This is a genomic window from Ruegeria sp. HKCCA5763, from assembly GCF_013034545.1.
Lineage (GTDB): Bacteria > Pseudomonadota > Alphaproteobacteria > Rhodobacterales > Rhodobacteraceae > Ruegeria.
This window is the reverse complement of record NZ_WQGF01000002.1, coordinates 289,018-313,881: the sequence shown is the minus strand read 5'-3', so window position 1 is coordinate 313,881 and position 24,864 is coordinate 289,018. Positions and strand designations below refer to the sequence as shown.

The window sequence follows — 24,864 nt, the reverse complement described above, 5'->3', positions numbered from 1 at the left end:
GCGACTGTACCTGCGTCGTTTCCACGCGTTCGATAGCCGGAACTTTACTTGTCGTAGGGGGCACAACCTTTTATTTGATGCAAATCAAAGTTGGGTTCACCTGTTCGGCTGTAACCAGCTAAACTAAGGAACGCAAAGCCGCTGAAACACGTTACACTGTGTAGGGTGGCAAACTATTTGCCCAAGGGAAACCAATTTGGGCGCTCAAGGAGGGTCCGTTGGACTATACTGCTCAGCTCGATTCAGCGATTGCCAGGCTGCATGATGAAGGACGCTACCGGACCTTCATTGACATCGAACGTCGCAACGGACATTTCCCTCATGCAGTGCGCACGCGTCCGGATGGGTCGCAGCAGAACATCACCGTGTGGTGTGGCAACGATTACTTGGGCATGGGGCAGCACCCTGTTGTTCTGAATGCCATGCATGAGGCTGTGGACGCAGCAGGTGCAGGGTCTGGCGGGACGCGCAACATCTCAGGCACCACGGTTTACCACAAAAGGCTTGAGGCCGAGTTGGCTGATCTGCACGGCAAAGAAGCCGCGCTGTTGTTCACCAGCGCCTATATCGCCAATGATGCAACGCTCAGCACTCTGCCCAAGCTGTTCCCCGGCCTGATCATTTATTCCGACGCGCTGAACCATGCCTCGATGATCGAAGGTGTGCGCCGCAACGGCGGTTCTAAGCGGATTTTCCGGCACAATGACGTGGCGCATCTGCGTGAGTTGCTTGAAGCTGACGATCCGCAAGCGCCTAAACTGATCGCCTTCGAGTCAGTCTATTCTATGGACGGCGATTTTGGCCCGATCGAAGAGATCTGTGATTTGGCCGATGAGTTTGGCGCGCTGACCTATATCGACGAAGTGCACGCGGTTGGCATGTACGGCCCGCGTGGCGGCGGCGTGACTGAACGTGACCGTTTGGCCCATCGGATCGACATCATCAACGGAACCCTCGCCAAAGCATATGGCGTTATGGGTGGCTACATCGCCGCCAGTGCCAAGATGTGCGACGCTGTGCGCTCTTATGCGCCGGGTTTCATTTTCACAACTTCGTTGCCGCCAGCTGTTGCCGCAGGGGCTGCCGCTTCGGTTGCGCATCTGAAAACCGCGCAGGAGCTGCGTGACCAGCATCAGACTCAGGCCAAGATCCTCAAGCTGCGACTTAAAGGGATGGGTCTTCCCTTGATTGATCATGGCAGTCACATTGTGCCCGTGATCGTCGGCAACCCTGTGCATACCAAAAAGCTCAGTGATATGTTGCTGGATGATTATGGCATTTACGTGCAGCCGATCAATTTCCCGACTGTCCCGCGGGGAACCGAAAGGCTTCGGTTTACCCCGTCTCCGGTGCATGGACCCGACGAAATGAACCGTTTGGTGCAGGCGATGGACGAACTTTGGTCACATTGTGCGCTAAATCGCGCCGAACTTGCCGGTTAACCTCACGCCAAAGTGTGCAACGTGATTGCCGCGTGTTAAGCTTAGGCTAACAAAATTGGCAGACGAATCATTGTGGGGATGATTCGCCGCTAACGCGAAATACGCGACAGGCAGAATGGGGCAGCAGGGATGATTGGGCGCAGATCACAGCGCGAGTCCGAAGAAGACGTGGACGTCAGACCAAAAGGGTTTGATGACTACGAGATTCGTCTTGGTGACAAGATGCGCGGTGAGCGCGCGACAATGGGCAAATCTCTTTTGGATGTTCAGCGCGAACTGAGGATCAAAGCCAACTACATTGCTGCAATCGAAAACGCCGACCCTGATGCGTTTGATACACCCGGCTTCATAGCCGGGTATGTGCGCTCATATGCGCGCTACTTGGGAATGAACCCGGATGAGACCTTTGCAACCTTCTGCCAGGAAAGCGGTTTTGAAGTGGCCCATGGCATGTCGGCCGAGGCATCTGTGGTCCGCAAATCCACTGGCGGTCTTCCGTCGCGCGGTCCTATGGGGCGCGACCCGTTCATCTCGCCCAATACGCCCTATATTCCGGGCAAAGAGCCGCTGGTCAGTCAGATCGAACCGCGCGCCATCGGCTCTTCGCTGGTGTTGCTGGCGGTCATTGGTGGCATCGGCTATGGCGGCTGGGCTGTTTTGAACAAAATCCAGCAGGTGCAGGTCAGCCCTGTTGAGCAAGCCCCTGTGGTCCTGTCCGACCTTGATCCACTGGATGCGGTGCGTGGTGCCGCGTCAGACGATACGGTTGAAGTGGCCAGTACCGAGGCGTTGGATCGTCTTTATCGTCCACAGGCGCTGGACGTGCCGGTTCTGGTTGCTCGTGATGCCCCGATCTCGACCCTTGACCCACGTGAGGTCGGAACTTTCCGTCCGCCCGAGTTGCCGCAGCTTGAACTGGCCAAGGTTCACACGGTCGAACGACCCGCGCTGCCGCAGGTCGTGGAACAGATTGATACGACGCTTAAAATTGTGGCTGTTGACCCGGCATGGATGCGTGTGACGGCTGCAGACGGCAGTATCATTTTCGAAGGCACCCTTGGCACGGTTGAACAAGGCAGCGTTTTTGAAGTGCCTCTGACCGAGGAGCCGCCGCAGTTGCGGGCCGGGGCCTCGGGGTCGGTCTACTTCTCTATGAACGGCGAGCATTACGGTCCGGCGGGTGCGCCGGGTACGGTTGCCAAAGGTGTCGTTTTGTCGAAAGACGCCGTGTCCGAGACGTATGCCGTAGCCGATCTTGAGGCCGAGCAGAACAGCGCTCTCAAGCAACTGGTGGCGGAACTGCAGACCGAGGCGACTGAAACGCCCGCGGAGTGATCTAGCCATTGCGACGCCCCGGTTGTCGGACTATCTAAAGGTCCAACTCTGGCAGACGCGGATCCGTCCTTATGTCCCTCAATCACGTACGCCCCTGGCGCGACATCTATCGTCGTAAATCCCGTCAAATCATGGTCGGCAACGTCCCTGTTGGGGGTGATGCACCCATTGCGGTACAGACCATGACCAATACGCTGACCACCGATGTGGCGGCCACCGTGGCGCAGGTTCAGGCCGCAGCCGAGGCTGGCGCGGATATAGTGCGCGTTTCGGTTCCGGATGAGGCGTCGTCGAAGGCGCTGAAAGAGATCGTCCGCGAAAGCCCTGTGCCGATCGTGGCAGATATTCACTTTCACTACCGCCGTGGCATCGAAGCCGCCGAGGCGGGCGCGGCCTGCCTGCGCATCAATCCGGGCAATATCGGCGATGAAACCCGCGTGAAAGAGGTCATTCAGGCCGCACGCGATCACAACTGTTCGATCCGTATCGGAGTCAACGCGGGGTCATTGGAAAAACATCTGCTTGAGAAATACGGCGAGCCATGCCCCGAGGCGATGGTTGAAAGCGGGCTGGAACATATTCGCATCCTGCAGGACAACGACTTTCACGAGTTTAAGATCAGCGTGAAGGCCAGCGACGTTTTCCTGTCTGCTGCTGCTTATCAGGGCATTGCCGAAGCCACCGACGCGCCCATTCATCTGGGCATTACGGAAGCTGGAGGTTTGGTCAGCGGCACCATCAAGTCCGCCATCGGTTTGGGTAACCTGTTGTGGATGGGGATAGGCGACACGATCCGTGTCAGCCTGTCCGCTGATCCGGTGGAAGAGGTCAAGGTCGGTTTCGAAATCCTCAAGTCACTGGGCCTGCGACATCGCGGCGTGAACATTATCTCGTGTCCATCCTGCGCCCGTCAGGGCTTCGACGTCATCAAGACCGTTGAGGCTTTGGAGCATAGGCTGGAACACATCAAGACACCCATGAGCCTGTCAATTATCGGCTGTGTCGTGAACGGCCCGGGTGAGGCGTTGATGACCGATGTGGGCTTTACCGGCGGCGGCGCAGGCTCTGGCATGGTTTACCTGGCCGGCAAGGCCAGCCACAAGATGTCAAACGATCAGATGATTGATCACATTGTCGAACAGGTCGAGAAAAAGGCAGCTGAACTGGACGCGCAGGCCGAAGCGGCCGAGTAGGCGCTTATTCGGTCAACGCTTGCCGCGCGTCTTAAATGTCATGTCCACGAAAGGGCAAAGGAATGATCGCCTATATCACCGTTGGTGTGGACGACATTGCAGCTGCAGAACAGTTTTATTCTGCTTTCCTGCCAGCCCTTGGATATAAATTGGAATGGTATCACGGCGACTTAAGCTACGCTCTTCCATCTCAGCAAGGTCAGTCTCAAGCTTTGCCGGAATTCTATGTGAAATCCCCGTTCGACGGGCATCCGGCCTCGGCAGGGAATGGCACGATGGTTGCATTCGAGGCGCAAAGTCAAAAGCAGGTTCGTGATCTTCACGCGGCGGCACTTGCCGCAGGTGGTTCCAACGAAGGCCAGCCGGGCTTTCGCGACTCCTATGGGGCTGATTTCTATGTTGGCTACCTGCGCGATCCGCAAGGAAACAAGATCGCGCTGTTTTCCAGTAATCCAAGCGAACCCGGTCGGGACGGTTAGATCAGAGGTTCCACACGCAATTTGAGGGGGCGAATGCTGTGCAGAGCCTTCGTGATCTGAAAGAATGAAGAGCTCTGCAATAATAGGCGGCGGGCTACGCCGCCCCACCATGTGTTTAGCCGCGCTCGGCGCGCACACCATCCGCGATTTGTTGCATCTGATCGGCAGGCAGGAAGCCACGCAGCATTTCGGTGCCCAATACAAAGGACGGCGTGCCCGAAATCTGCATCCGCTGCGCCAGAGCACGGGTACGGGTGATTTCGTCCGTCACGCGGTCACTGTCCATTGCGGCGATGATCGCATCGCTGTCCAGCCCCAGACCATCCGAGATGCGGCGCAAAGACACTTCTGATGGCTCGCCGGTGAACTCCAGCAGGGCGTCATGGACCTGTTTGTAGGCTTCATTGCCCGCCACGTGCTTGGTGGCGACGGCAAAGCGCGAGGACAGGACAGACGCATCGCCCAGAATTGGGAACTCCTTGATCACCAAGCGGATATTGCCGTCTTCGGCCAACAGGCTGGCCACCTCGGGTACGGCACGGCGGCAATAACCACAGCGGTAATCCATGAATTCGACCAGCGTGATATCCCCGTCCGGGTTGCCGCCCACAAAGCTGTAGCCATCGTTGAACAGTTCTTCTTCATTGGCGGCGATCAGTTCCTTGTCGGCCAGCGCTTCGGCTGCGGCATTTCGCTGTTCAAGGATGTTGATCGCTTCGATGATCACTTCGGGGTTTTCAAGCAGATACTCTCGCACCTGCGCGCCGAATTCGGCCTTTTCGGCATCGCTCATTGCGTTCAAATCCAGCGCCTGCGCTGAAGTCGCAGCCATGGAAAGCCCCAGAAGGGCAGGTGCAGCATGTCTGAGGATCATTTCCGTTTCCTTTTGCTTTTCTTGAATCGTTCTGACGCAATCAGCACGTCTTGTGCCCTTTGCCAACCCGGCGAGCCTTCGGGCAAGCGGGCCACAGCCCGTTTTGCGTGAATTCCGGCATCATCCAGCCGTCCTTGCAGCGCATATCGCTCTGCCGTCACGGTGGATGCCATTCCGTTGTTGCCAACCTTGGCATAGGCAATGCCCAAATCCTGCATCAGGCGCGCATTGCGAAAATCGCGGGATCGGGCCTTTTCCAACGCGGTCAAGGCTTGATCGGTGTTACCCTGCGCCAGCAGCGCACGACCATATCCTGCAAGGATCAGCGCATTGTTCGGGGCCATTTCCACCGCGCTCTGATACGCTTGAACTGCTTTGCTTATTTGCCTGTTTTCCAACAGAATTTGCCCCTTGAGTTCGTAATAGTAAGGGTCATTCGGGCGAATGGCCAGCGCCTCATCTATGGCGGCGCGAGCGCGGGACAAATCGCGGTTTTGATGATGTGCCGACGCCTCTCGCATCATGCGAATGTCACGGTCGGTCTCTTCTTTGGCGCGCCGCAAAGTCCAGCTTGGAGACCGCAGAAAGGCGGAAAGCTTACCTTTGACGCGGGCGAACCAGTAATCGGCGCTGGGGTTTCGGACCGCCTTGTCACCAAACTCGTCCAGAAAGGCCTCGGCGGCACGCAGACGGTCGCGGCTTGTCGGGTGCGAGCGCATATAGGGGTCCTGATTGGCAACGCTCAGCAGCTCCTGACCGGCGAATTTCCGATGCAGTTCGACCATGCCGCTGGGCGAAATCTGGGCCCATCGCAGATAACTTGTAGCGCTTCGGTCAGCCGAGGCTTCTTCTGCGCGGGTGTGGCCCAGAAAGCTGCGAAGGGCGGCGCCCTGGGTGCCGGCGGCAATACCAAGGGCTGCTTCACCACCACCCGCAGCAGCAGCCAGCAGGGCCAGAGCGGTGCCAAAGCCGGCATTGCGCTGCGCTGCTTTCAGGTTTTCGGCCCGCCGTGCCAGATGGCCATTCGCGATATGGGCGGCTTCGTGCGCGATTACAGCCTGCAGCATTTCCGGGCTTTCGACGCTCAGGATCAGTCCGTAGTTCACGTAGATCGCGTTGTAGTCGATGACAAAGGCGTTGAACGTGTTGTCGTTGATGACCAGGATTTGAACGCGGTTGGTATTCAAACCGGCCGCGCGCAGGATGGGAAATGCCAGTTCACGCAGCCCATGCTCGATGTCGGGATCTCGGATCAGGCTTTGCGCATGGGCTTGAACCACTGCCGCAAGCCAGACGACAGCTGCAAGCATCAGAGCCGGGATTGACGCCAGCCTGGATACGCGTTCAAAAGCCATGGCTGCAACATGGGAGATGGGCATGAGAAACTCAACCCGGTCCGGGGTCGATCCGTTTATTGTGATGGACGTAATGGAGGCCGCGCGCAAAGCGGAAGAGGCCGGACGCCATATCATCCACATGGAAGTCGGCCAGCCTGGGACAGGGGCCCCCAAGGGCGCGACCGAAGCGCTGGCAAAGGCAATGGAGCAAGGCCCTTTGGGTTATACGGTGGCTTTGGGGTTGCCCGCGCTCAGGCAGCGGATCGCGCGGCTTTACGGCGATTGGTATGATGTTGACTTGAACCCGGATCGAGTGGTCATCACCCCTGGATCCTCAGGCGGGTTTCTGCTGACCTTCACGGCGTTGTTCGACAGCGGGGACCGGGTTGGTATCGGCGCGCCCGGTTATCCGTCCTACCGACAGATCCTTAAAGCGTTGGGGCTGGTGCCCGTCGATCTGCCCACTGCCCCTGAAAACAGGTTGCAGCCTGTTGCCGAGGATATTCAGGGAATGGACCTGAAGGGGCTGATGGTGGCCTCGCCCGCGAACCCAACCGGTACTATGTTGGATCATGCGTCCATGGGCGCGCTGATAGACGCGGCGCAGGGGCAGGGGGCTTCGTTCATAAGTGACGAAATCTATCACGGGCTGGAATACGAAGCCAAAGCTGTCACCGCGCTGGAGCTGACGGATGAGTGTTATGTGATCAACTCATTCTCCAAATATTTCTCGATGACAGGCTGGCGCGTCGGATGGATGGTGGTGCCAGAAGATCAGGTGCGTGTGGTTGAGCGGATTGCCCAGAACATGTTCATCTGCGCCCCCCATGCCAGCCAGGTTGCAGCGCTGGCCGCGATGGATTGCGAAGACGAGTTGCAGGCCAATCTGGACGTCTATCGCCGAAACCGGGCGCTGATGCTGGACGGGCTGCCCAAGGCCGGGTTCGCGAACATCGCTCCGCCTGATGGCGCGTTTTACGTGTATGCCGACGTGTCTGACCTGACCAATGACAGCCGTGCCTTCGCGGCCGAGGTTCTTGAAAAGGCGGGCGTTGCGGTAACTCCGGGTCTCGACTTCGATCCACAGCGCGGTCACACGACCCTGCGTTTCTCTTACGCAAGGGCCACGGCTGATATCGAAGATGGTCTTGAGCGTTTACGCCTGTTCATGGCCGCGCGTGGCGCGATCAGGGAACAGGCCTGAACCGTTCACAAAACGCAGCCAGTGGTATAGGCTGCAGTTCAAACGATCTCGGGAAAACTTGAGGCTATGAGCAGGATCTTCTTTTGCATCGCCCTGATTTGGGCGCTGGCGAGTGGTGCAGTTGCGCAGGAGTTCAGCGCGCTGGCGCGTATTCAGCCGGACCAGAGCCGCATAACAGATGTCGGGCGCACTGGCGTGCGAGTGGATATCGGCCTCAGCCAAGGTGTGCCGTACCGGATCTTCACCTTGCAGGATCCTTATCGGATGGTTTTGGATTTTAACGAGGTGGACTGGTCAGGGTTGAATTCCTCGGACTTCCTGCAATCTGATCGCATCAGCGGTGTTCAGTTCGGGGCTTATGTTCCGGGCTGGTCGCGTCTGGTGCTGGAACTGGGTGCACCGATGGCGGTCGAGACAGCGCAGTTGTCGATCGCAGAAGACTCGGGCGCGGCTTTGTTGTCCCTGAACCTTAAAGGCACGGATTTCGACACATTCAACGCTACATCAGGTGCGCCACGCAATCCGGGTTGGGATCTGCCAGAACCTGCCAACTTGCCGCAAACAGCACCCCGCAATTCTGATCGACCCCTGCGCGTCATGCTGGACCCAGGCCATGGCGGCATAGATCCGGGGGCCGAGGTTGGTGGGGTTGATGAGAAGACCCTGATGCTGACCTTCGCACGCGAGCTGCGTGAAGTACTTTTGCGTTCAGGCGGATATGAAGTGGTCCTGACGCGGGTTGAGGATCAGTTCGTGTCGCTTGAGCGTCGGATTGCTTTGGCCCACCGGGCGGGTGCAGACCTGTTCATCTCACTGCATGCCGATTCCCTGTCCGAGGGGCAGGCCCATGGTGCGGCGGTCTATACTTTGTCTGATGATGCCTCGGACGTGGCGAGTTCGAAACTGGCGGAACGGCATGATCGCGGCGACCTGCTGTCTGGCGTCGACCTCAGTGGCTCGGATGATCAAGTGGCTGACGTTTTGCTGGACCTGGCACGGCAGGAGACCAAGCCGCGCACGCTGTCCCTCGCCACATCGATTGCCAACGGTATGACGCAGCAGGGCGGTCCCATGAACCGTAAACCCCTGCGCACGGCGTCTTTTTCGGTGCTTAAAGCCGCAGATATTCCTTCGGTTCTGGTCGAGCTTGGGTTTCTTTCCAGTCCTAGAGATCTGAAAAACCTCAAGGATCCGGAATGGCGGTCGAAAATGGCTTTGGGGATTTATCAGGGGCTTGAGGATTGGCGACAGCAGGATGTGATCCGCAAATCCCTGATTGGCCAGTGACCTTGCGGCGCAAACCGGCTAGAATGCGCTTGGTGTTTTGACCCTCAGGCGGTGCATCACTATATAGACGGCACCGCGAGAAAAAGGCAGTAACGTGATCCGGTTCATTCTTTCGTTTTTCGGGGCGATTTTCAGCCTCGTCACTTTGGGTATCTTTATGGTCGCACTGGTAATCGGTGCGGTGTTCTGGATGTATGGCCGCGACCTGCCCAGCCATGAATCTCTGGCCCAGTATAAGCCGCCCACCATCAGTCGGATTTATTCGGGCAAAGGGCAGCTGATTGATGAATTCGCGCAGGAACGACGCCTGTTCACCCCGTCCGAGGACATCCCCGATCTGGTGAAACAGGCTTTCATCTCGGCCGAAGACAAAAACTTTTACACCCATCAGGGGTACGATCCGCGCGGTATTGTTGCAGCCGGTGTTGAGGCAGTGCGCACCAAGGGCGAAACCGTGCGCGGGGCATCGACGATCACGCAGCAGGTAATGAAGAACTTTCTGCTGTCAGGCGACCGCCGAGCTGAACGCAAGATCAAGGAAATCATCCTCGCCACAAGGCTTGAGGATACCTTGGACAAGGAACAGATCCTCGAACTTTACATGAACGAGATCTTTCTTGGCCAGAACTCCTATGGCGTGACTGCCGCTGCCCAGACCTATTTCAACAAGACCTTGCAGGAGTTGGCCCCGCATGAGGCCGCGATGCTGGCCGCGATGCCCAAGGCACCTTCGGATTACCACCCGGTTCGTCAAAAAGAACGGCTGCTGGCCCGCCGTAACTATGTGCTGCGTGAGATGAACCAGAACGGTTACATCGATCAGGCGACCTATGAGACCGAAGTCGAGATGCCGCTGCGTTCGGTGCAGAACGGTGACTTTGAAAGCTTCCGCACCGCTTTGCCGCCGCGGGACTATTTCACCGACGAAATCCGCCGCCAGTTGAGCGAGGATTTTGGCGAAGGCGAGTTCTTTACCGGCGGCTTTACGGTCCGTGCGTCTGTGGACGAAGAAATGCAGATCGAAGCTGCCAAAGCTCTGCGCACGGCGCTGCAGAAATACGACCGATCGCGCGGCAGGTGGCGCGGTACGGGCGAAGTGATCCCGGAAGAAGCGCTGGCGGGTGAGGCGCAGTGGCGCGAAGCTCTTTCTATCATGGAAATTCCACGCGATGTGGTGCTGCCGACCCGGTGGTATCCTGCCGTGGTTTTGGGCGTCTCTGACCAGCAACTCACGGTCGGGATCGAAAATGGACCCGCCGATGGCATTATCCCACGCTCGGACATCAAATGGATGCAGGGCGATTTTGCAGCAAACTTCAAACGCGGCGACGTGATCCTTGTGATGGCCGGGGAAGAGGGACAATGGTCTGCCCGCCAGGTGCCCGAAGTGCAGGGCGGCTTTGTTGCGATGGATGTGAACTCGGGCCGTGTTTTGGCGATGCAGGGAGGGTTCTCGTATCAGGACACCGTGTTCAACCGCGCCACGCAGGCGCAGCGTCAGCCCGGATCGTCTTTCAAACCTTTCGTCTATGCCGCCGCACTGGACAGTGGCTATAGCCCCGCAACCATAGTTGTGGACGCCCCGATTGAGGTGAACACGCCACAGGGTCTGTGGCGTCCCAAGAACTCGTCGAACAAGTTCTACGGACCGACGCCGCTGCGCACCGGGATCGAGCAGTCGCGGAACCTGATGACAATCCGTCTGGCGCAAGAGGTCACGATGCCGGTGGTTGCAGGCTATGCGGAACGCTTTGGCGTCTACGACCGGATGGGGGCATTCCTTGCCAACTCGCTGGGGTCCGAAGAGACGACGCTTTACAAGATGGTGGCTGCCTATGCGATGTTTGCCAATGGCGGTCAGCGGGTCGAACCCACTCTGGTCGACCGTATTCAGGACCGGTTCGGCAAAACCATCTATCGCCACGACGACCGCCAGTGTCTGGATTGCGATTCCACATGGATGGCCCCTGACGAATCTCCGACCCTTGTGACGGACCGCGCACAGGTGATGGATGCGATCACGGCCTATCAGTTGACCTCAATGATGACAGGCGTGGTGGATCGCGGTACCGCCGCGCGCCATGTAAACTTGCCGGTGCCGACAGCGGGCAAAACCGGCACCACCAACGAATCCAAGGATGCGTGGTTTATTGGGTTTACCTCGAACATCGTTGCTGGCTGTTACATCGGCTACGACCGACCGCGTCCGATGGGGCGGGGGGCTTACGGCGGCACGATGTGTGGCCCTGTGTTCCAAAGCTTCATGGAAAAAGCTGTCGAGAAATACGGCGGCGGCCCGTTCGAGGTGCCGGAAGGTGGTCATTTCATCAAGATCGACCGTTTCAGCGGCGCACGGCTGCCTGACGATGCCAGCGGTGACTATGTTGTTGCTGAATTCTTCCGTGATGGCGTCGATGGCTTCATCGACCGCGTCTATGACGGCGGCTTTGCGATCGGTTCGGATCTGCCCTTGTTCGAGGAAGTGCAGCGCGCAGGCGTGCAGGTTCAGACCTCGACAGGTCAGACGGTCACTGTCGGGCCCAAAGCCACGCAGGGCGACCTGAGTACTGGCGGGCTTTACTGACCAGAAAAACGCAGAAGCAGAGTCAAAAGGTCTGATTCAGGATCGTTATCGATTGCACCGTCCGATCGCCAGTAAATGGACAAGGCGCATTTGGCGGCGGCCCATTGGGCCAGCCGTTCCTTTGGTACTCTCAGCGCCTTGGAGTAGAGCGACAGGCAGGTTTCGATTTGCTGAGGATCACGCACCAAATCTGGCATTCCTTTTGGGTGGCGTAATGCATTTGCCAGCTCAAACGCCGGGTCTCCGACATACCCTTTGGCATCGAAAACCCGTGGGCCTGCATCGGTCATGATGATGTTGTCAGGGTGAAGATCCCCGTGAAGGGGAACGGACGCTGGCTGGCTATTCAACAGATGCCGGCCCATGTCCATGGCAGACAGCATGTCATTGCGCAGAAGGGCTGGGCATGTTGGCGCAAAAGCGCAATTAAATAACGGGGTGAAAACCTGGCCCAGGGGTCTCAAACCCTGAACCCGGATGGTGGGCTTTCCATGCAGATGCGCAGCAGTTTCGGCAAGGATTCTAGTGGCGTCATCGGGGCGTCCCGAACGCGCAATGTCACCCAATGACGGACCATCCAGCCATTCCATCAGAACAGCGTTCCGCTCTTCGTTGAAAATACGAACCGCACCCCGGTCTCGCCACGCATTCAACAGCGCGCTGCCGGGTGCTTCGTTGCCGCGATCCTGTGTGCGGTAGAGTTTCAATGCGGCGGGTCCGTGTTTCGATAACACTTTCCAAACCCGCACCTGACCGGTCTCGGCAACCAGCTCTGGCTGCTGCAGGTTCCATTCGTCCAGAAACTCGTCGCATGTGCTTGGCATTCGCGGCCGGCCCGTCTTGTGGTGTCTCGCACCTCTTGCTATCACGCAAGCCTGATTGAGCAAGTTGGGACAAGACCATGCGCGCCGAAACCCAGAACATCGTGGCGGAAATCGAAAAGTCGCTTGAGCTGCTGGCGCAGCGTATGGACTATGAAACCGCACCGCATCGCCTTGAGGAATTCAATGCGCGTGTCGAAGATCCGAACCTGTGGGACAACCCCGAGAACGCGCAGAAGCTGATGCGCGAACGGCAGATGCTGGTCGACGCCATCGAGACCTATGAAACCATCAAGACCGATCTCAGCGACAATATCGAGCTGATCGAATTGGGTGAGATGGAAGAGGATGAAGAGGTCGTGCAGGACGCCGAAGCTGCGATCAAAGCACTACAGGGCAAAGCCGCCAAGAAAGAGCTTGAAGCGCTGCTGGACGGTGAGGCCGACAGCAACGACACGTTCCTTGAAATCAACTCGGGCGCGGGTGGAACCGAAAGTTGTGACTGGGCTTCGATGCTGGCGCGGATGTACGTTCGCTGGGCCGAGAAAAAGGGCTATACGGTCGAGCTTCAATCCGAGACCGCAGGCGAAGAGGCGGGCATTAAATCTGCCGCTTACAAGATTTCGGGCCACAACGCCTATGGCTGGCTGAAATCGGAAAGCGGTGTACACCGGCTTGTGCGGATTTCGCCTTTTGACTCGGCGGCGAAGCGCCATACCTCATTCAGCTCGGTCTGGGTCTATCCAGTGGTGGACGACAATATCGAGATCGAGGTGAACCCGGCCGACATCCGCATCGACACCTACCGGTCCTCCGGCGCAGGTGGTCAGCACGTCAACACCACGGACTCGGCGGTACGGATCACGCATATTCCAACCGGGATTGTGGTGACTTCATCCGAGAAGTCGCAGCACCAGAACCGTGACATTGCCATGAAGGCCCTGAAATCGCGCTTGTATCAACAGGAACTGGACCGTCGGAACGCGGATATCAACGCCGCGCATGAGGCCAAAGGCGATGCAGGCTGGGGTAACCAGATCCGGTCCTACGTCTTGCAGCCGTACCAGATGGTGAAGGATCTGCGCACCAACCACGAAACTTCGGATACCAAGGGCGTGTTGGATGGTGATCTGGACGGGTTCATGGCGGCGACTCTGGCTCTGAACGTTGCAGGCAAAAGCCGGTCCGAGGCGCAGGGCGACAGCTAAGGTGCATAGCCAGATCGCTTTTCTGAACGTGCTGAAAAGGTACTGGCGGCGTATCCTGATTACATGATTGGTCTTTCTTCTTTGCAGCACAACTGTTGTGCGGCAGCTGAAGATTTTGATTCTTTTTCTGAATGAGTTGGCCCATGCCGTTTCAATCCTGTTGACCGGTAGCGAGGTCGAGAAAAGATACATTTAGACAGTGGGTTTAAATGAGCTGAACCGCTCGCTAGGCTGTTGAAGACCAACAACAGAATGGCATGCAATGGACCTGACTCGGATATCGGCCGCAGAGCTTGTGAAACAACTGGCAACCCGACAGGTTTCAGCCACCGATGTAATGCGTGCCACCCTGGATCGCATCGCTAAGGTGAATGGCGATGTGAACGCTATAGTAGCGTTACGGGAAGAGAGTGCGTTGATGGCCGAGGCACAGAGATGCGATAGCGGTCCAATCACTGGCCCGCTGCACGGTCTGCCAATTGCGGTCAAGGATTTGGTCAATGTGGCAGGCGTGGTCTCGTCTCATGGATCGCCTTTGTTCAAGGACGTCGTGCCGGACAGCGACGATTTGATTGCCGCCCGGATGCGGGATGCGGGGGCTATACTTATCGGAAAAACCAACACGCCGGAATTCGGATTGGGATCGCACACATTCAACCCGGTCTATGGTGCGACGCGCAATCCGTATAACGCCGACCATACCTGCGGAGGATCGTCCGGTGGGGCGGCGGTGGCCCTGGCCACGGGAATGGTGGCGCTTGCAGACGGGTCCGACATGATGGGCAGTCTGCGTAACCCAGCGGCCTGGAACAATGTCTACGGCTTTCGCCCAAGCTGGGGCAGGGTGCCGTCTGATCCTGTCGGCGACAGCTTTCTGCATCAACTGTCCACACTTGGCCCCATGGCCCGCAGCCCCGAGGATTTGGGCATCTTGCTTGACGTTATCTCGGGGCCAGACCCGCGCCTGCCCTTGGCCTCTGATAGCGTTCCGGTGTCACCGGTGGAAATTGCAGATTTGCAGGGTCTGCGGATTGGTTGGCTTGGGGATTGGGGCGGGGCGTTCCCGACCGAGCCTGGAATTCTCGACCTGTGCAAAGATGCTTTGACCGTGTTTGAAAGCCTTGGCGCTGATGTGCAAGAAGTTGATCCGCCCTTCGATGCAGAACAACTTTGGACCAGTTGGATCACGCTGCGGTCGTTCAGCGTGGCGGCGGGGCTGGAGCCCTTGGCCTCGCAAAGGGATCATCTGAAAGATACGGCTCAATGGGAACTGGATCGTGGTCTGGCGATGTGTGCAATGGAGGTGCAGCACGTCAGCGTCATCCGCTCGGATTGGTTCCGGCGCGCTGCAGACCTGTTCAAACAGTTTGACGCATTGGTTCTGCCATCCGCGCAGGTCTGGCCCTTTGGGGTCGAGATACCGTACCCGACCAGTATCGCGGGCCGGACAATGGACACCTATCACCGATGGATGCACGTCACGGTGCCTGTCAGTCTGATCGGTTTGCCTTGTCTGGCCGCACCTGCGGGTTTCGGTTCAAACGGACTGCCGATGGGGTTTCAGCTGTTCGGTCCACGGGGCGCGGATCACAAACTATTGTCGGTTGGGGCGGCCTATCACGCCGAAACCAACTGGCCAAGCAAGAGACCGGCGAGGCCATAACGCCGGATCGGGAGGAGGAGACAACATGGATAAGCCTTTTGGTGTGCCGGAAATGAGACCGGTGGATACCGCCATGCTGCGCACGGCATTGCAGCGCGCTTGGACTGATTTTCGCCGCGCACCGCTATTCGGGCTGATCTTTGCTGGCTTTTACGTGCTGGCGGGCTGGGCCATGGCGTGGGTGACTGTGCAGACCGGAACAACCTTTTGGCTGGTTCTTGCGGCCATCGGGTTTCCGTTGATCGGACCTTTCGCAGCGGTCGGGCTTTATGAGGTCTCGCACCGGCTTGAGCAGGGTGAGTCCTTGGATTTTGGTGCGATCTTTGGCGTGGTACTGCAGCAAAGCCGCAGGCAGTTGCCTTCGATCTGTGCAATCATCGTTGTCGTCTTCCTGTTTTGGTTCTTTCTCGGGCACATGATCTTTGCTCTGTTTCTGGGCCTGGCCACGATGACAAACATATCGACGTCGACCGAGGTGTTCCTGACGTTGAACGGCCTGACCATGCTGGCCGTGGGTACGGTCGTCGGGGCGGTCTTTGCCACCATTTTGTACATGATCACCGTTCTTTCGATCCCATTGCTGCTGGATCGCGAGCTGGATTTCGTGACCGCCATGATCACAAGTTTTTCTTACGTGAAAGAAAATCTGTTTGTGATGCTTGGCTGGGGGGCCTTGGTCGCGATTTTGACATTCATCGCGATGGTGCCCTGGTTTTTGGGGTTGTTGATCGTTTTGCCAGTGCTTGGCCACGCCAGCTGGCATCTTTATCGGCAGATTACACAGGTCGATCCCGCGCAGACACCCACAACTGCGGCAGGTTAGAACTGCTGTGTAAGATTGTTCGTGGACAGGCGCGCAGCGGCAAAAATAGCTGCAGAGTCGTACCCCAGGTACTTGAGAACGACCGGTTCCGGGTTGGATGTATCCGCGGAATTAACCACCGATCCGCGCCAATGAACCGCAGTTCCGTTTTGATCGGGTGAGATCAGGTAGACCCGGCTGTTGTGGCCGCCCCGTTGGGATGTCAGCATATAAACGGTATCGCCGCTACAGGCGGCGATACCTTGGATTTCACGGTCTTGCGGTGTGGCATCTGGCATGGCAGTGCGTGATACATAGCCCCGTATCAAAGTGCACTGGGCCAGCGGTCGTGCGTGCAACAAGGTCATGCGGTGTGTATCCGAAAGGCTTTCGATGACGGCATAAAACCCAAGTGGAAAGGCGGACTTCCCGATCGCCTCTGCACCCGAACCCAGAAACTCAGTCAGAGTTTTGGTGGCCGGGTGGTTTTCTGATTTCTCGATCTCGTCCAAGGGCTGGAGAAGAATTCGGGCATCTACGTCGAAAAAGCGACAAATCCGATCCAGAACATCCGGGCGAGGAACGCTTTCGCCAGAAAGATATCTGTTAAACTGCGTGCGGTTCACCCCGAGCTTGCGGCACAGGGCTGAGACCGAGCGATGCTGCTGCGCCAAACGCCGAAGGTTCTCGCTGAACATCGCACGTAACACTTCAGGGCTGCGGGTATCGTCAGTCATGGCCTTCCACGTATTGCTGTGTCTTCGAATGAAACCCATTGAACACCGAGGCAAAAACCGGGTGCACAAAAAGTAATCGTACAGAATAACCCCAAGCAACGTATCCCCACGCCGCGTTGCAGCTTCGACGCTAGCGCCGCAAAGCTCAATGGCAATAGGCTTTATACGAAAAAGACTGATCTTTATCTGGAAAAACAAACCCTATGGCAATTATGGCGCAAAAGGCTCGTGTAGGTTGAGAGCGTGCTGCCTGACCAACCAAAGGTGTGCCCCCGCCCGGAAAGACGCTAAAACGTCAGCGGGCGGGGAACAGATTTTAGTCGCCGCGCAGCAAGGCTGCGACACCTGTACGGGCGATCTCGACCAGACCCAATGGACGCATAAGGTCCGCAAATGCATCGATCTTGTCCGGTGCACCGGTGATTTCGAAGATGAACGAGTTCAGAGTACTGTCGACCACATTGGCGCGGAAAATATCGGCCAGCCGCAGGGCCTCGACCCGCTTGTCGCCCTCACCCACGACCTTGATGATGGCCAGTTCGCGCTCGACCGAAGGGCCTTCGACAGTAAGGTCATGCACGTCGTGCACGGTTACAATTCGGCCCAGCTGCGCCTTGATCTGCTCAATAACCTGGGGGGTCCCGGTGGTGACGATGGTGATGCGGCTGAGGTGGCCTGTGTGATCAACTTCGGCCACGGTCAGGCTCTCGATGTTATAACCGCGCCCCGAGAACAATCCGATCACACGTGCCAGAACGCCAGGTTCGTTCTCGACCAACACCGCTATCGTGTGACGTTCCTGCACGTCCGAAAAGGTGGGTCGTAGGTTATAGGCCGAATGGCGGGTGGCACCTTTTTTGATATGTAGGGCAGACATTTATGTCCCTTTCATCATCCTTGATATATCGGGCGCGGCAAGGCGCCCGACCAAATCCGTCGAATTTTGTTAAACCAGAACCGAACCTTTGGAATCGATCACGCCCTGCGTTTCTGCTTCGCCCAGAAGCATCTCGTTATGGGCCTTGCCCGATGGGATCATTGGGAAGCAGTTTTCGTGCTTTTCAACCAGACAGTCGAAGATCACCGGACCGTCATAGTTGATCATCTCCATGATCGCGTCGTCCAGATCGGCAGGATCGGAACACAGGATGCCCTTTGCTCCGAACGCTTCGGCGAGTTTAACGAAATCAGGCAGGGCTTCGGACCAGCTGTGTGAATAGCGTTCGCCATGCAGCAGTTCCTGCCACTGACGGACCATGCCAAGGCGTTCATTGTTCAGGATGAACTGCTTCACGGGCAGACGGTATTGCGCGGCGGTGCCCATTTCCTGCATGTTCATCAGCCAAGACGCCTCACCAGCCACGTTGATGACCAATGCGTCTGGGTGTGCCATCTGCACGCCGATAGAGGCGGGGAAGCCATAACCCATTGTGCCCAGACCACCCGAGGTCATCCAGCGGTTGGGGTCTTCGAACCCAAGGTACTGGGCGGCCCACATCTGGTGCTGACCCACTTCGGTGGTGATGTAGCGATCGTGCTTTTTGGTCAGCTCTTCAAGGCGTTGCAGCGCGTATTGCGGTTTGATCGTCTTTTCGCTGTTGGAATATGCAAGGCAGTTGATCTTGCGCCATTCCGCGATCTGGTTTTGCCACTGCTTCACATTCGCAGCATCCGTCTTGCGACCGCGAGACTTCCAGATCTTCAGAATGTCTTCCAGTACATGCGCCACGTCACCGACAATGGGTATGTCCACACGGATTACCTTGTTGATCGAGGACGGATCGATGTCGATATGCGCCTTTTTCGAGTTCGGCGAAAACGCATCGATGCGGCCGGTGATGCGGTCGTCGAACCGTGCGCCGATATTGATCATCAGATCGCAGTCATGCATCGCCAAATTGGCCTCGTAGAGACCATGCATGCCCAACATTCCAAGCCAGTTCTCGCCCGACGCTGGGTAAGCGCCCAGACCCATCAGGGTCGAGGTGATCGGGAAACCAGTCGCGTCCACCAGTTCACGCAGCAACTGGCTGGCTGCAGGGCCAGAGTTGATGACACCGCCACCGGTATAAAAGACCGGTTTCTTAGCGGTTTCCATGGCGGCAACCAGTTCCGTGATCTCTTCCAGGTCGCCTTTCAAAACCGGTTGGTAATGCGACGTCGAAGGTTTGGGGCTGGTGTAGTCGCCCGAGGCAAATTGCACGTCTTTGGGGATATCGATCAACACAGGACCGGGACGGCCCGAGGTGGCGACATGGAACGCCTCGTGCATCGTTTCCGCCAGCGAATCCGTGTCTTTAACCAACCAGTTATGCTTGGTGCAGGGGCGGGTGATGCCAACAGTGTCAGCCTCTTGAAACGCGTCTGAACCGATCATGAAGGTCGGAACCTGACCCGTCAGAACAACCAACGGGATCGAATCCAACAATGCGTCGGTCAGGCCGGTGACAGCGTTGGTTGCGCCGGGGCCGGACGTGACAAGCGCAACGCCGGGTTTGCCGGTCGAACGGGCATAGCCTTCGGCGGCATGGATTGCACCTTGTTCGTGACGCACCAGAATGTGGCGAATGTCGTTTTGCAGAAAGATCTCATCATAGATCGGTAGGACGGCGCCACCGGGGTATCCGAATACCGTGTCCACGCCCTGATCCTTGAGGGCCTGAACCACCATCTTTGCGCCGGTCATCTCACGTGTCATCTGCTTTGCTCCGTTCGCGACATGTGTCTTGCGTTTTGCCAAAAAAAAGCCCCCGATTTTTCGGAGGCGCATGGGTTCGATTATGGTTTTCCGTTACCGGCCCATGCGCGTTTTTCCTACGATTACGACTAGCGCTTTCATCGCCAGAGGCTCCTTCTTTGCGTGCAGGGACATTATGGTCGGGGGGAAGGGGCGTCAACAGGCAATTGCACCAATTTTCTATCTTGGCGGCGGTTATTTGCGACATTTTATTGCGCAGATTGCCGCATGTTGGGAATTTCCGGGAAAACGATGTTCATTTCACTGGTTTTTTAGACGCATGTGAGGGTCCAAAAGCGTCAGGTCGATGTCTGAAACTGGCATGATCTGCCTATTTGACTGCGTCACGCTGACCCTGTGGCCGCGCATGAAGGAGGCGGAGAATGCTGCAAGACCTTTTGGACCTTGGACGGTATCCGATCGATCGCCCGGATTCGCCCGCGTATGTTCGATTGATCGAAGATTTGAGGCGGGAACTAGATCAAGATGGATGCGCGGTTCTGCCGGGTTTTGTCCATGAAAAGGGCATCGCTCTTTTGACTGAAGAGGCCGAAGCCGTTGCGCCCAATGCGCATCGCTCTTTCAGCCGTACGAACCCGTATTTTACCAAGGACGACCCGCGGTTTGGCATCGGTCATCCTATCCGACAGTTCTATGATCGTTCGAATGCCTTTGTTCCAGCGGATAATTTTCCGCAATCGGGGCCTTTGCGGAGTATATATGAGTTTGAACCCTTTCTGCCGTTCGTTCGTGATGCCCTGAATGAGCCTGCAGAGCGTTTTTTCCGTTATGATGACCCGCTGGCCGATGTGATCATTAACGTGGTCGAGGAAGGGCAGGGCTTTCCATGGCATTTCGATACGAACAATTACACGGTGACAGTGGCCATTCAGAACGGTGAGGAAGGGGGCGTGTTCGAGTACGCGCCAAATCTTCGCACAACGGAAGACGAAAACTTTGCTGAGGTCGCCGCAGTTTTGAACGGGGATATGACGTGCGTCCATCAGTTAGAGCTTCAGCCCGGTGATTTACAGATTTTCAAGGGGCGGTATTCGCTTCATCGGGTGGCGCCGGTGACGGGGTCGCGCCGCCGGTATGTCGGTATCTTTTCATTTGTCGAAGCCGAAGGCATGTGCGGCGGTATCGAACGGACTGAGCAACTGTATGGACGGGTTCTGCCACACCATTACGAACGCGCTGGGTTGCGCAAAGATCAATTACTGGATTGAGACACCACCACCGGTAAACTGAAGGTGCTTCCTTTTCGGAGATTCAGATGCCTGAGATTTTGCAGCTTATCCCGTTTGTGCTGTGTTCGTCCTTGCAGAACCAGATCGATTTCTATTGCAAGCGATTGGGGTTCACATGTGGGTTCAGGCAAGACAACTATGCTTTTCTGTCGCTGGGACCGGTGGCCATACGCTTATTGGAATGCCCGCCGCGCCCGGATGGCAGGCCGTTGGGCGACGACCAGTCGTTTTACATTGATGTGGACGATGTGGATGGCCTGTATGAGAGCCGGCGCGCCGGGTTAGCCGATTTGCCCAAGGGGCGTGTACGACCGCCGTTTGACCAGCCTTATTTGCAGCGTGAGTTTCACGTTCTGGATGAAGACGGGACACTGGTGTTCTTTGGTCAGGACATTAGGCCCCGAGCGTGAACACTCCCGCCCATCGTCGACACGCCAGCGGCGCGTCTTGTCTGGTTGGGCAGGGCAGCGCGTGCCGCGCTGCGGGAGTATGCAGATCAAAAGCCGACGCCAGTGCCTTGCAGAACGCCGTGTTCCAATGCATAGCGGGTCAGACCGGCTGTCGAGGAAATGCCAAGCTTGCGCTTGATGTTCTTCCGGTGGGTCTCGACCGTTCGCACTGAAATCTCCAGCTTTTGGGCAACCTCTTTGTTGGACTTGCCCTGGGCAAGTTCCAATAGGATCGTCTGTTCGCGCCCGGTGAGCGCCTCGCGCGCACTATCCTCTTTGGGTTTCAGGGATCCGCTGGCACCGGTGCACAGATATTGCTTGCCCTGCATGACAGCGTCGATGGCCTGCCTGATCTCTTCCGTAGGTACATCCTTGAGCACATAGCCTTTGGCACCGTGGCTGAGCGCGGTTGTGATGTATTCAGGACTGTCATGCATCGACAGGATCAGGATGCGCGTTTCGGGCAGACGTTCGAGGATGATTTCCGTCGCGCTGAGACCGCCCAGGCCAGGCATGTTCAGATCCATCAGGATCACATCAGGGGCCAGATCAACGGCCAGATCCACGGCCGCCTGACCGCTGCCCAGCGTGCCGACGACCTGGATATCTTCATAGCTTTCCAGAATCGACTGGATGCCCTCGGCCACCATCGGGTGGTCGTCAACGATAAGAACCCGGGTTCTGTCAGAGCTCATGTACCAGCCTTTCGGTTCGGAGTTGCGTCTTCCTGCGGTGGCAGAAGGTGGCTCAGCGGCAAGCTGGCTTCGATCACCGTCCCGCCACGCGGTCCGCGTGATGACAGAATCCGCAAGGACCCGTCAAGCTGTTCGATACGTTCCTGCATGTTACGCAGCCCGATGCCTGTGGTTGCTGTTCCGGGCTCAGTGCGCAACCCACGGCCATTGTCGGTGATCCGCATAGTTGCACCTTTCTTATGTCCGCGCAGGTCTATGGTAACATGAGTGGCCCCCGAATGGCGTTCGATATTGGTCAACGCTTCTTGCGCAATTCTATAAAGGGCGATCTTGCTGTCCTGATCCAGCCGGTTTCGGAAGACCACGGTGGAGAATTCGGTCTCGATCCCGGTACGGTCTCGGAAATCGTCGGTCAGGGCCTTCAACGCGGGACCAAGGCCCAGATCGTCCAACACGCCCGGACGCAGGTCACGGCTGATGCGCCGCACCTCGGTAATGGCGGCCCCCAGGTTGTCGATCCCTTTTTCCAGCGGAGCGAGCGCACCTTCGTCATCACCCCGAGTCAGACGCCGCCGCGCGTTGTCCAAAGCATATCGAACGCCGACAAGAATTTGGCTGATCCCGTCATGTAATTCACGTGCGACCCGGCCCCGTTCTTCTTCCTGTGCGTCAAACACACGCTGGGTCAGTTCCTTCAGCTTAGCATCGGCCAACCTGCGCTCGCGAATGTTCAGCAACATGCCCGACGCAAAAACGATGAGGACAGCGGCCAGTACAATCGCGCCGATATACATGAATGTGCTCTGCACACGGGCTTCGACTTCGGCCCGTGCGTTGGCAACGGTGGCCACGATGTCATCGATGAACACCCCGGTCCCGACGACCCAGCGCCAGTCCTGAAGGCCAACAACATAGGCGATCATCTGCGCTTCTTGCCCGGTTGAGGGCTTCTGCCACATGAAACTGTGCCATCCTGCCCCTTGGCGAGCGAGGCGAATGAACTCGTCGACGATTGGCGTGCCTTCGCTATCCGTCAGGCCTTCCCAGTTCTGGTTGATGAATTGCGTCTGGCGGGGGCTGACAAGGTTGTTGCCGTCATAGTCATACACAAAGAAGAATCCGTCCTGACCATAGATCATCGCCGACAGGATCTGCGTGACGAGGTTTTTGGCCACTTCATCATTTGGTTCAGCCCGACCATAGATATAGGCAAAACCGTTGCGCGCCTGCGTTACGTAGTTGCGCAGCTCTTCCTTCTTGGCCTCGATCAGACGGCGTTCCAGGGCCTCGATCTCGCGCTCGGCGGTGGCGCGCGCTTGATAGGCGACCAACACGGCAATTGCCGCAACAGCGACGACCAATGGTATGGCCGCAACCAACGACAATTTCTGCGCATAAGTCAGCGAAACCAGGTTTCTAAGTCTGTGCATGGTCGAATCGATACGCAAGTGGCAGCAAAAATGCAAAAAGATTGAACATTTCCGTACCCAAAGGACGTCAAAAGCCCGGATGAACTTGAACTCATCCAAGGTTTTCCCGCCAAAAATGGTCAGAAACCCGGCTTTCTACGCAGTAGTAGGTATTCCCATTCAAAACTCTGTCATTAGTCTGACGCGCACTGAATGCGACAGGTCCGGCTGTGCCGGATGATGACTATGAAGGGGAGGAACACTCATATGGATCGTCGTTCATTTCTGAAAAAATCCGCGCTGGGCGGATCGGCAGCTGCAGCAACCGCACTGGCGGCACCGGCCTACGCTCAGGGCCAGCGTACCCTGACCATGGTGACCTCGTGGGGTCGCGGTCTGGCGGGCGTGTTTGACAGCGCGCAGCGCTGTGCCGACAGCATCAACGCGATGTCGGACGGAAGCCTGAATGTTGAGATCAAGGCCGCTGGTGAGCTGGTTGGCGCGTTTGAGGTTTTTGACGCGGTGTCGTCCGGTCAGGCCGATATGTACCACGCGGCGGACTATTACTTTGTGGGTCAGCACCCGGGCTATGCCTTCTTCACTGCTGTTCCGTTCGGCATGACCGCGCAGGAACTGGTGAACTGGTATTACCACGATGGCGGCATGGAGCTGCATGACGAGCTGGGTTCGATCTTTGGCCTCAAGTCTTTCCTGGCCGGGAACACCGGCGCGCAGGCGGGTGGCTGGTACTCGAAAGAGATCAACAGCCCCGAAGATTTCCAGGGCCTGAAGTTCCGTATGCCGGGCCTGGGTGGCCAGGCGCTGGGTAAGCTGGGCGCGTCGGTTCAGAACATTCCGGGTTCGGAAGTGTATCAGGCGCTGTCTTCGGGTGCGATTGACGGAACCGAGTGGATCGGTCCCTGGGCTGACGAAAAAGCAGGCTTCCAGGAAATCACCAAGACCTACTATACTGCGGGCTTCCATGAGCCAGGCGCGGGTCTGTCGCTGGCCACAAACCGTGACGTCTTTGACGAACTGACACCTGCACAGCAGAAGATCATCGAGATCGCAGCGGCCGAAGCGCACCAGTGGAATCTGGCGCAGTTCCTGGCCAATAACGGTGCAGCCCTGCAGCGTCTGCAGTCGGGCGGCGTGAAGGTCATGGAGTTCCCGGACAGCGTTTGGGATGCATTTGGCCAGGCGTCGCAAGAGGTTCTGGACGAGAACATGGGCGACGAGCTGTTTAAGAAAATCCACGACAGCGCAATGGCGTCTATGGCGGCTTCGTCTGCTTGGATCAACCTGTCGTCGGGTGCCTACACCGCTCAGCGCGACCGCGTTCGCGGCTAAATTCGAGC

Annotated in this window: 21 protein-coding genes; 13 read left to right on the top strand and 8 right to left on the bottom strand. The window is 57.3% G+C overall.

Annotated features, from left to right (window positions below):
* The first annotated feature begins 218 nt into the window (after positions 1–218).
* The 4 genes from hemA (at position 219) to GOV89_RS05925 (ending at position 4,449) form a co-directional block, all read left to right on the top strand.
* A complete protein-coding gene (gene hemA, locus GOV89_RS05940) occupies positions 219–1,442 on the top strand; it encodes a 5-aminolevulinate synthase (RefSeq protein ID WP_171179692.1) in 1,224 nt (407 codons plus the stop codon).
* A gap of 129 nt (positions 1,443–1,571) precedes the next feature.
* Entirely contained in the window at positions 1,572–2,777 is a 1,206-nt protein-coding gene (locus tag GOV89_RS05935; protein WP_171179694.1) for a helix-turn-helix domain-containing protein, read from the top strand.
* Positions 2,778–2,848: 71 nt separating this feature from the next.
* A complete protein-coding gene (gene ispG, locus GOV89_RS05930; protein WP_171234480.1) occupies positions 2,849–3,970 on the top strand; it encodes a flavodoxin-dependent (E)-4-hydroxy-3-methylbut-2-enyl-diphosphate synthase in 1,122 nt (373 codons plus the stop codon).
* 62 nt (positions 3,971–4,032) lie between these two features.
* Positions 4,033–4,449, top strand: a complete 417-nt coding sequence (locus GOV89_RS05925; protein WP_171234479.1) for a VOC family protein — start codon at positions 4,033–4,035, stop codon at positions 4,447–4,449.
* A 115-nt stretch (positions 4,450–4,564) separates the two neighbouring features.
* Here GOV89_RS05925 and GOV89_RS05920 read toward each other — a convergent pair whose 3' ends face one another.
* Together GOV89_RS05920 and GOV89_RS05915 are read right to left on the bottom strand one after the other, a co-directional pair.
* Complete coding sequence (locus GOV89_RS05920; RefSeq protein WP_171179700.1) at positions 4,565–5,323, bottom strand: DsbA family protein; 759 nt, start codon at positions 5,321–5,323, stop codon at positions 4,565–4,567.
* The gene (locus tag GOV89_RS05915; protein WP_171237760.1) at positions 5,320–6,702 is read right to left on the bottom strand and encodes a M48 family metalloprotease; all 1,383 of its coding nucleotides are present in this window, start codon (positions 6,700–6,702) and stop codon (positions 5,320–5,322) included. Before GOV89_RS05915 ends, GOV89_RS05920 begins: the two co-directional genes overlap by 4 nt.
* Here GOV89_RS05915 and GOV89_RS05910 point away from each other — a divergent pair.
* The 3 genes from GOV89_RS05910 to GOV89_RS05900 all read left to right on the top strand — a co-directional run bounded on the left by GOV89_RS05910 (position 6,701) and on the right by GOV89_RS05900 (position 11,735).
* Positions 6,701–7,864 (top strand): pyridoxal phosphate-dependent aminotransferase, encoded by a 1,164-nt coding sequence (locus GOV89_RS05910; protein ID WP_171237759.1) that lies wholly within the window; start codon positions 6,701–6,703, stop codon positions 7,862–7,864. The genes GOV89_RS05915 and GOV89_RS05910 overlap by 2 nt on opposite strands.
* A 66-nt stretch (positions 7,865–7,930) precedes the next feature.
* Positions 7,931–9,151: an N-acetylmuramoyl-L-alanine amidase gene (locus GOV89_RS05905; RefSeq protein ID WP_171237758.1), complete on the top strand. Its 1,221-nt coding sequence runs from the start codon at positions 7,931–7,933 to the stop codon at positions 9,149–9,151.
* Between the two features lie 94 nt (positions 9,152–9,245).
* Positions 9,246–11,735: a PBP1A family penicillin-binding protein gene (locus tag GOV89_RS05900; protein ID WP_171234475.1), complete on the top strand. Its 2,490-nt coding sequence runs from the start codon at positions 9,246–9,248 to the stop codon at positions 11,733–11,735.
* Here GOV89_RS05900 and GOV89_RS05895 read toward each other — a convergent pair.
* Positions 11,729–12,559 carry an aminoglycoside phosphotransferase family protein gene (locus tag GOV89_RS05895; protein WP_171237757.1) on the bottom strand — a complete coding sequence of 277 codons (831 nt, stop codon included), beginning with the start codon at positions 12,557–12,559 and terminating at the stop codon, positions 11,729–11,731. The genes GOV89_RS05900 and GOV89_RS05895 overlap by 7 nt on opposite strands.
* 77 nt (positions 12,560–12,636) lie before the next feature.
* On the opposite strand from GOV89_RS05895, the gene prfB reads away from it, so the two are divergent.
* From prfB to GOV89_RS05880, 3 genes are all read left to right on the top strand, one after another.
* Positions 12,637–13,764: a peptide chain release factor 2 gene (prfB, locus tag GOV89_RS05890; protein ID WP_171090621.1), complete on the top strand. Its 1,128-nt coding sequence runs from the start codon at positions 12,637–12,639 to the stop codon at positions 13,762–13,764.
* A 262-nt stretch (positions 13,765–14,026) separates the two neighbouring features.
* Positions 14,027–15,427 carry an amidase gene (locus GOV89_RS05885; RefSeq protein ID WP_171237756.1) on the top strand — a complete coding sequence of 467 codons (1,401 nt, stop codon included), beginning with the start codon at positions 14,027–14,029 and terminating at the stop codon, positions 15,425–15,427.
* A 25-nt stretch (positions 15,428–15,452) separates the two neighbouring features.
* On the top strand, positions 15,453–16,250 hold the full coding sequence (locus GOV89_RS05880; RefSeq protein WP_171237755.1) for a DUF2189 domain-containing protein: 798 nt from the start codon (positions 15,453–15,455) through the stop codon (positions 16,248–16,250).
* Here the strand turns inward: GOV89_RS05880 and GOV89_RS05875 are convergent.
* From GOV89_RS05875 to GOV89_RS05865, 3 genes are all read right to left on the bottom strand, one after another.
* Positions 16,247–16,966 (bottom strand): helix-turn-helix domain-containing protein, encoded by a 720-nt coding sequence (locus tag GOV89_RS05875; RefSeq protein ID WP_171237754.1) that lies wholly within the window; start codon positions 16,964–16,966, stop codon positions 16,247–16,249. The genes GOV89_RS05880 and GOV89_RS05875 overlap by 4 nt on opposite strands.
* Positions 16,967–17,282: 316 nt before the next feature.
* Positions 17,283–17,843, bottom strand: a complete 561-nt coding sequence (ilvN, locus tag GOV89_RS05870; RefSeq protein WP_171179724.1) for an acetolactate synthase small subunit — start codon at positions 17,841–17,843, stop codon at positions 17,283–17,285.
* 69 nt (positions 17,844–17,912) lie between these two features.
* A complete protein-coding gene (locus tag GOV89_RS05865) occupies positions 17,913–19,664 on the bottom strand; it encodes an acetolactate synthase 3 large subunit (RefSeq protein WP_171237753.1) in 1,752 nt (583 codons plus the stop codon).
* A gap of 422 nt (positions 19,665–20,086) precedes the next feature.
* Between GOV89_RS05865 and GOV89_RS05860 the strand changes: the two genes are divergently transcribed.
* A complete protein-coding gene (locus GOV89_RS05860; RefSeq protein ID WP_171234469.1) occupies positions 20,087–20,932 on the top strand; it encodes a hypothetical protein in 846 nt (281 codons plus the stop codon).
* A 47-nt stretch (positions 20,933–20,979) separates the two neighbouring features.
* Positions 20,980–21,363 carry a VOC family protein gene (locus GOV89_RS05855; protein WP_171237752.1) on the top strand — a complete coding sequence of 128 codons (384 nt, stop codon included), beginning with the start codon at positions 20,980–20,982 and terminating at the stop codon, positions 21,361–21,363.
* A gap of 86 nt (positions 21,364–21,449) precedes the next feature.
* On the opposite strand, the gene GOV89_RS05850 is transcribed toward GOV89_RS05855, so the two are convergent.
* Positions 21,450–22,097: a response regulator transcription factor gene (locus GOV89_RS05850; protein ID WP_171179732.1), complete on the bottom strand. Its 648-nt coding sequence runs from the start codon at positions 22,095–22,097 to the stop codon at positions 21,450–21,452.
* On the bottom strand, positions 22,094–23,527 hold the full coding sequence (locus GOV89_RS05845) for a cache domain-containing protein (protein WP_171237751.1): 1,434 nt from the start codon (positions 23,525–23,527) through the stop codon (positions 22,094–22,096). Before GOV89_RS05845 ends, GOV89_RS05850 begins: the two co-directional genes overlap by 4 nt.
* Positions 23,528–23,773: 246 nt before the next feature.
* On the opposite strand from GOV89_RS05845, the gene GOV89_RS05840 reads away from it, so the two are divergent.
* A complete protein-coding gene (locus tag GOV89_RS05840; protein ID WP_171179737.1) occupies positions 23,774–24,856 on the top strand; it encodes a TRAP transporter substrate-binding protein in 1,083 nt (360 codons plus the stop codon).
* Positions 24,857–24,864: the final 8 nt, after the last annotated feature.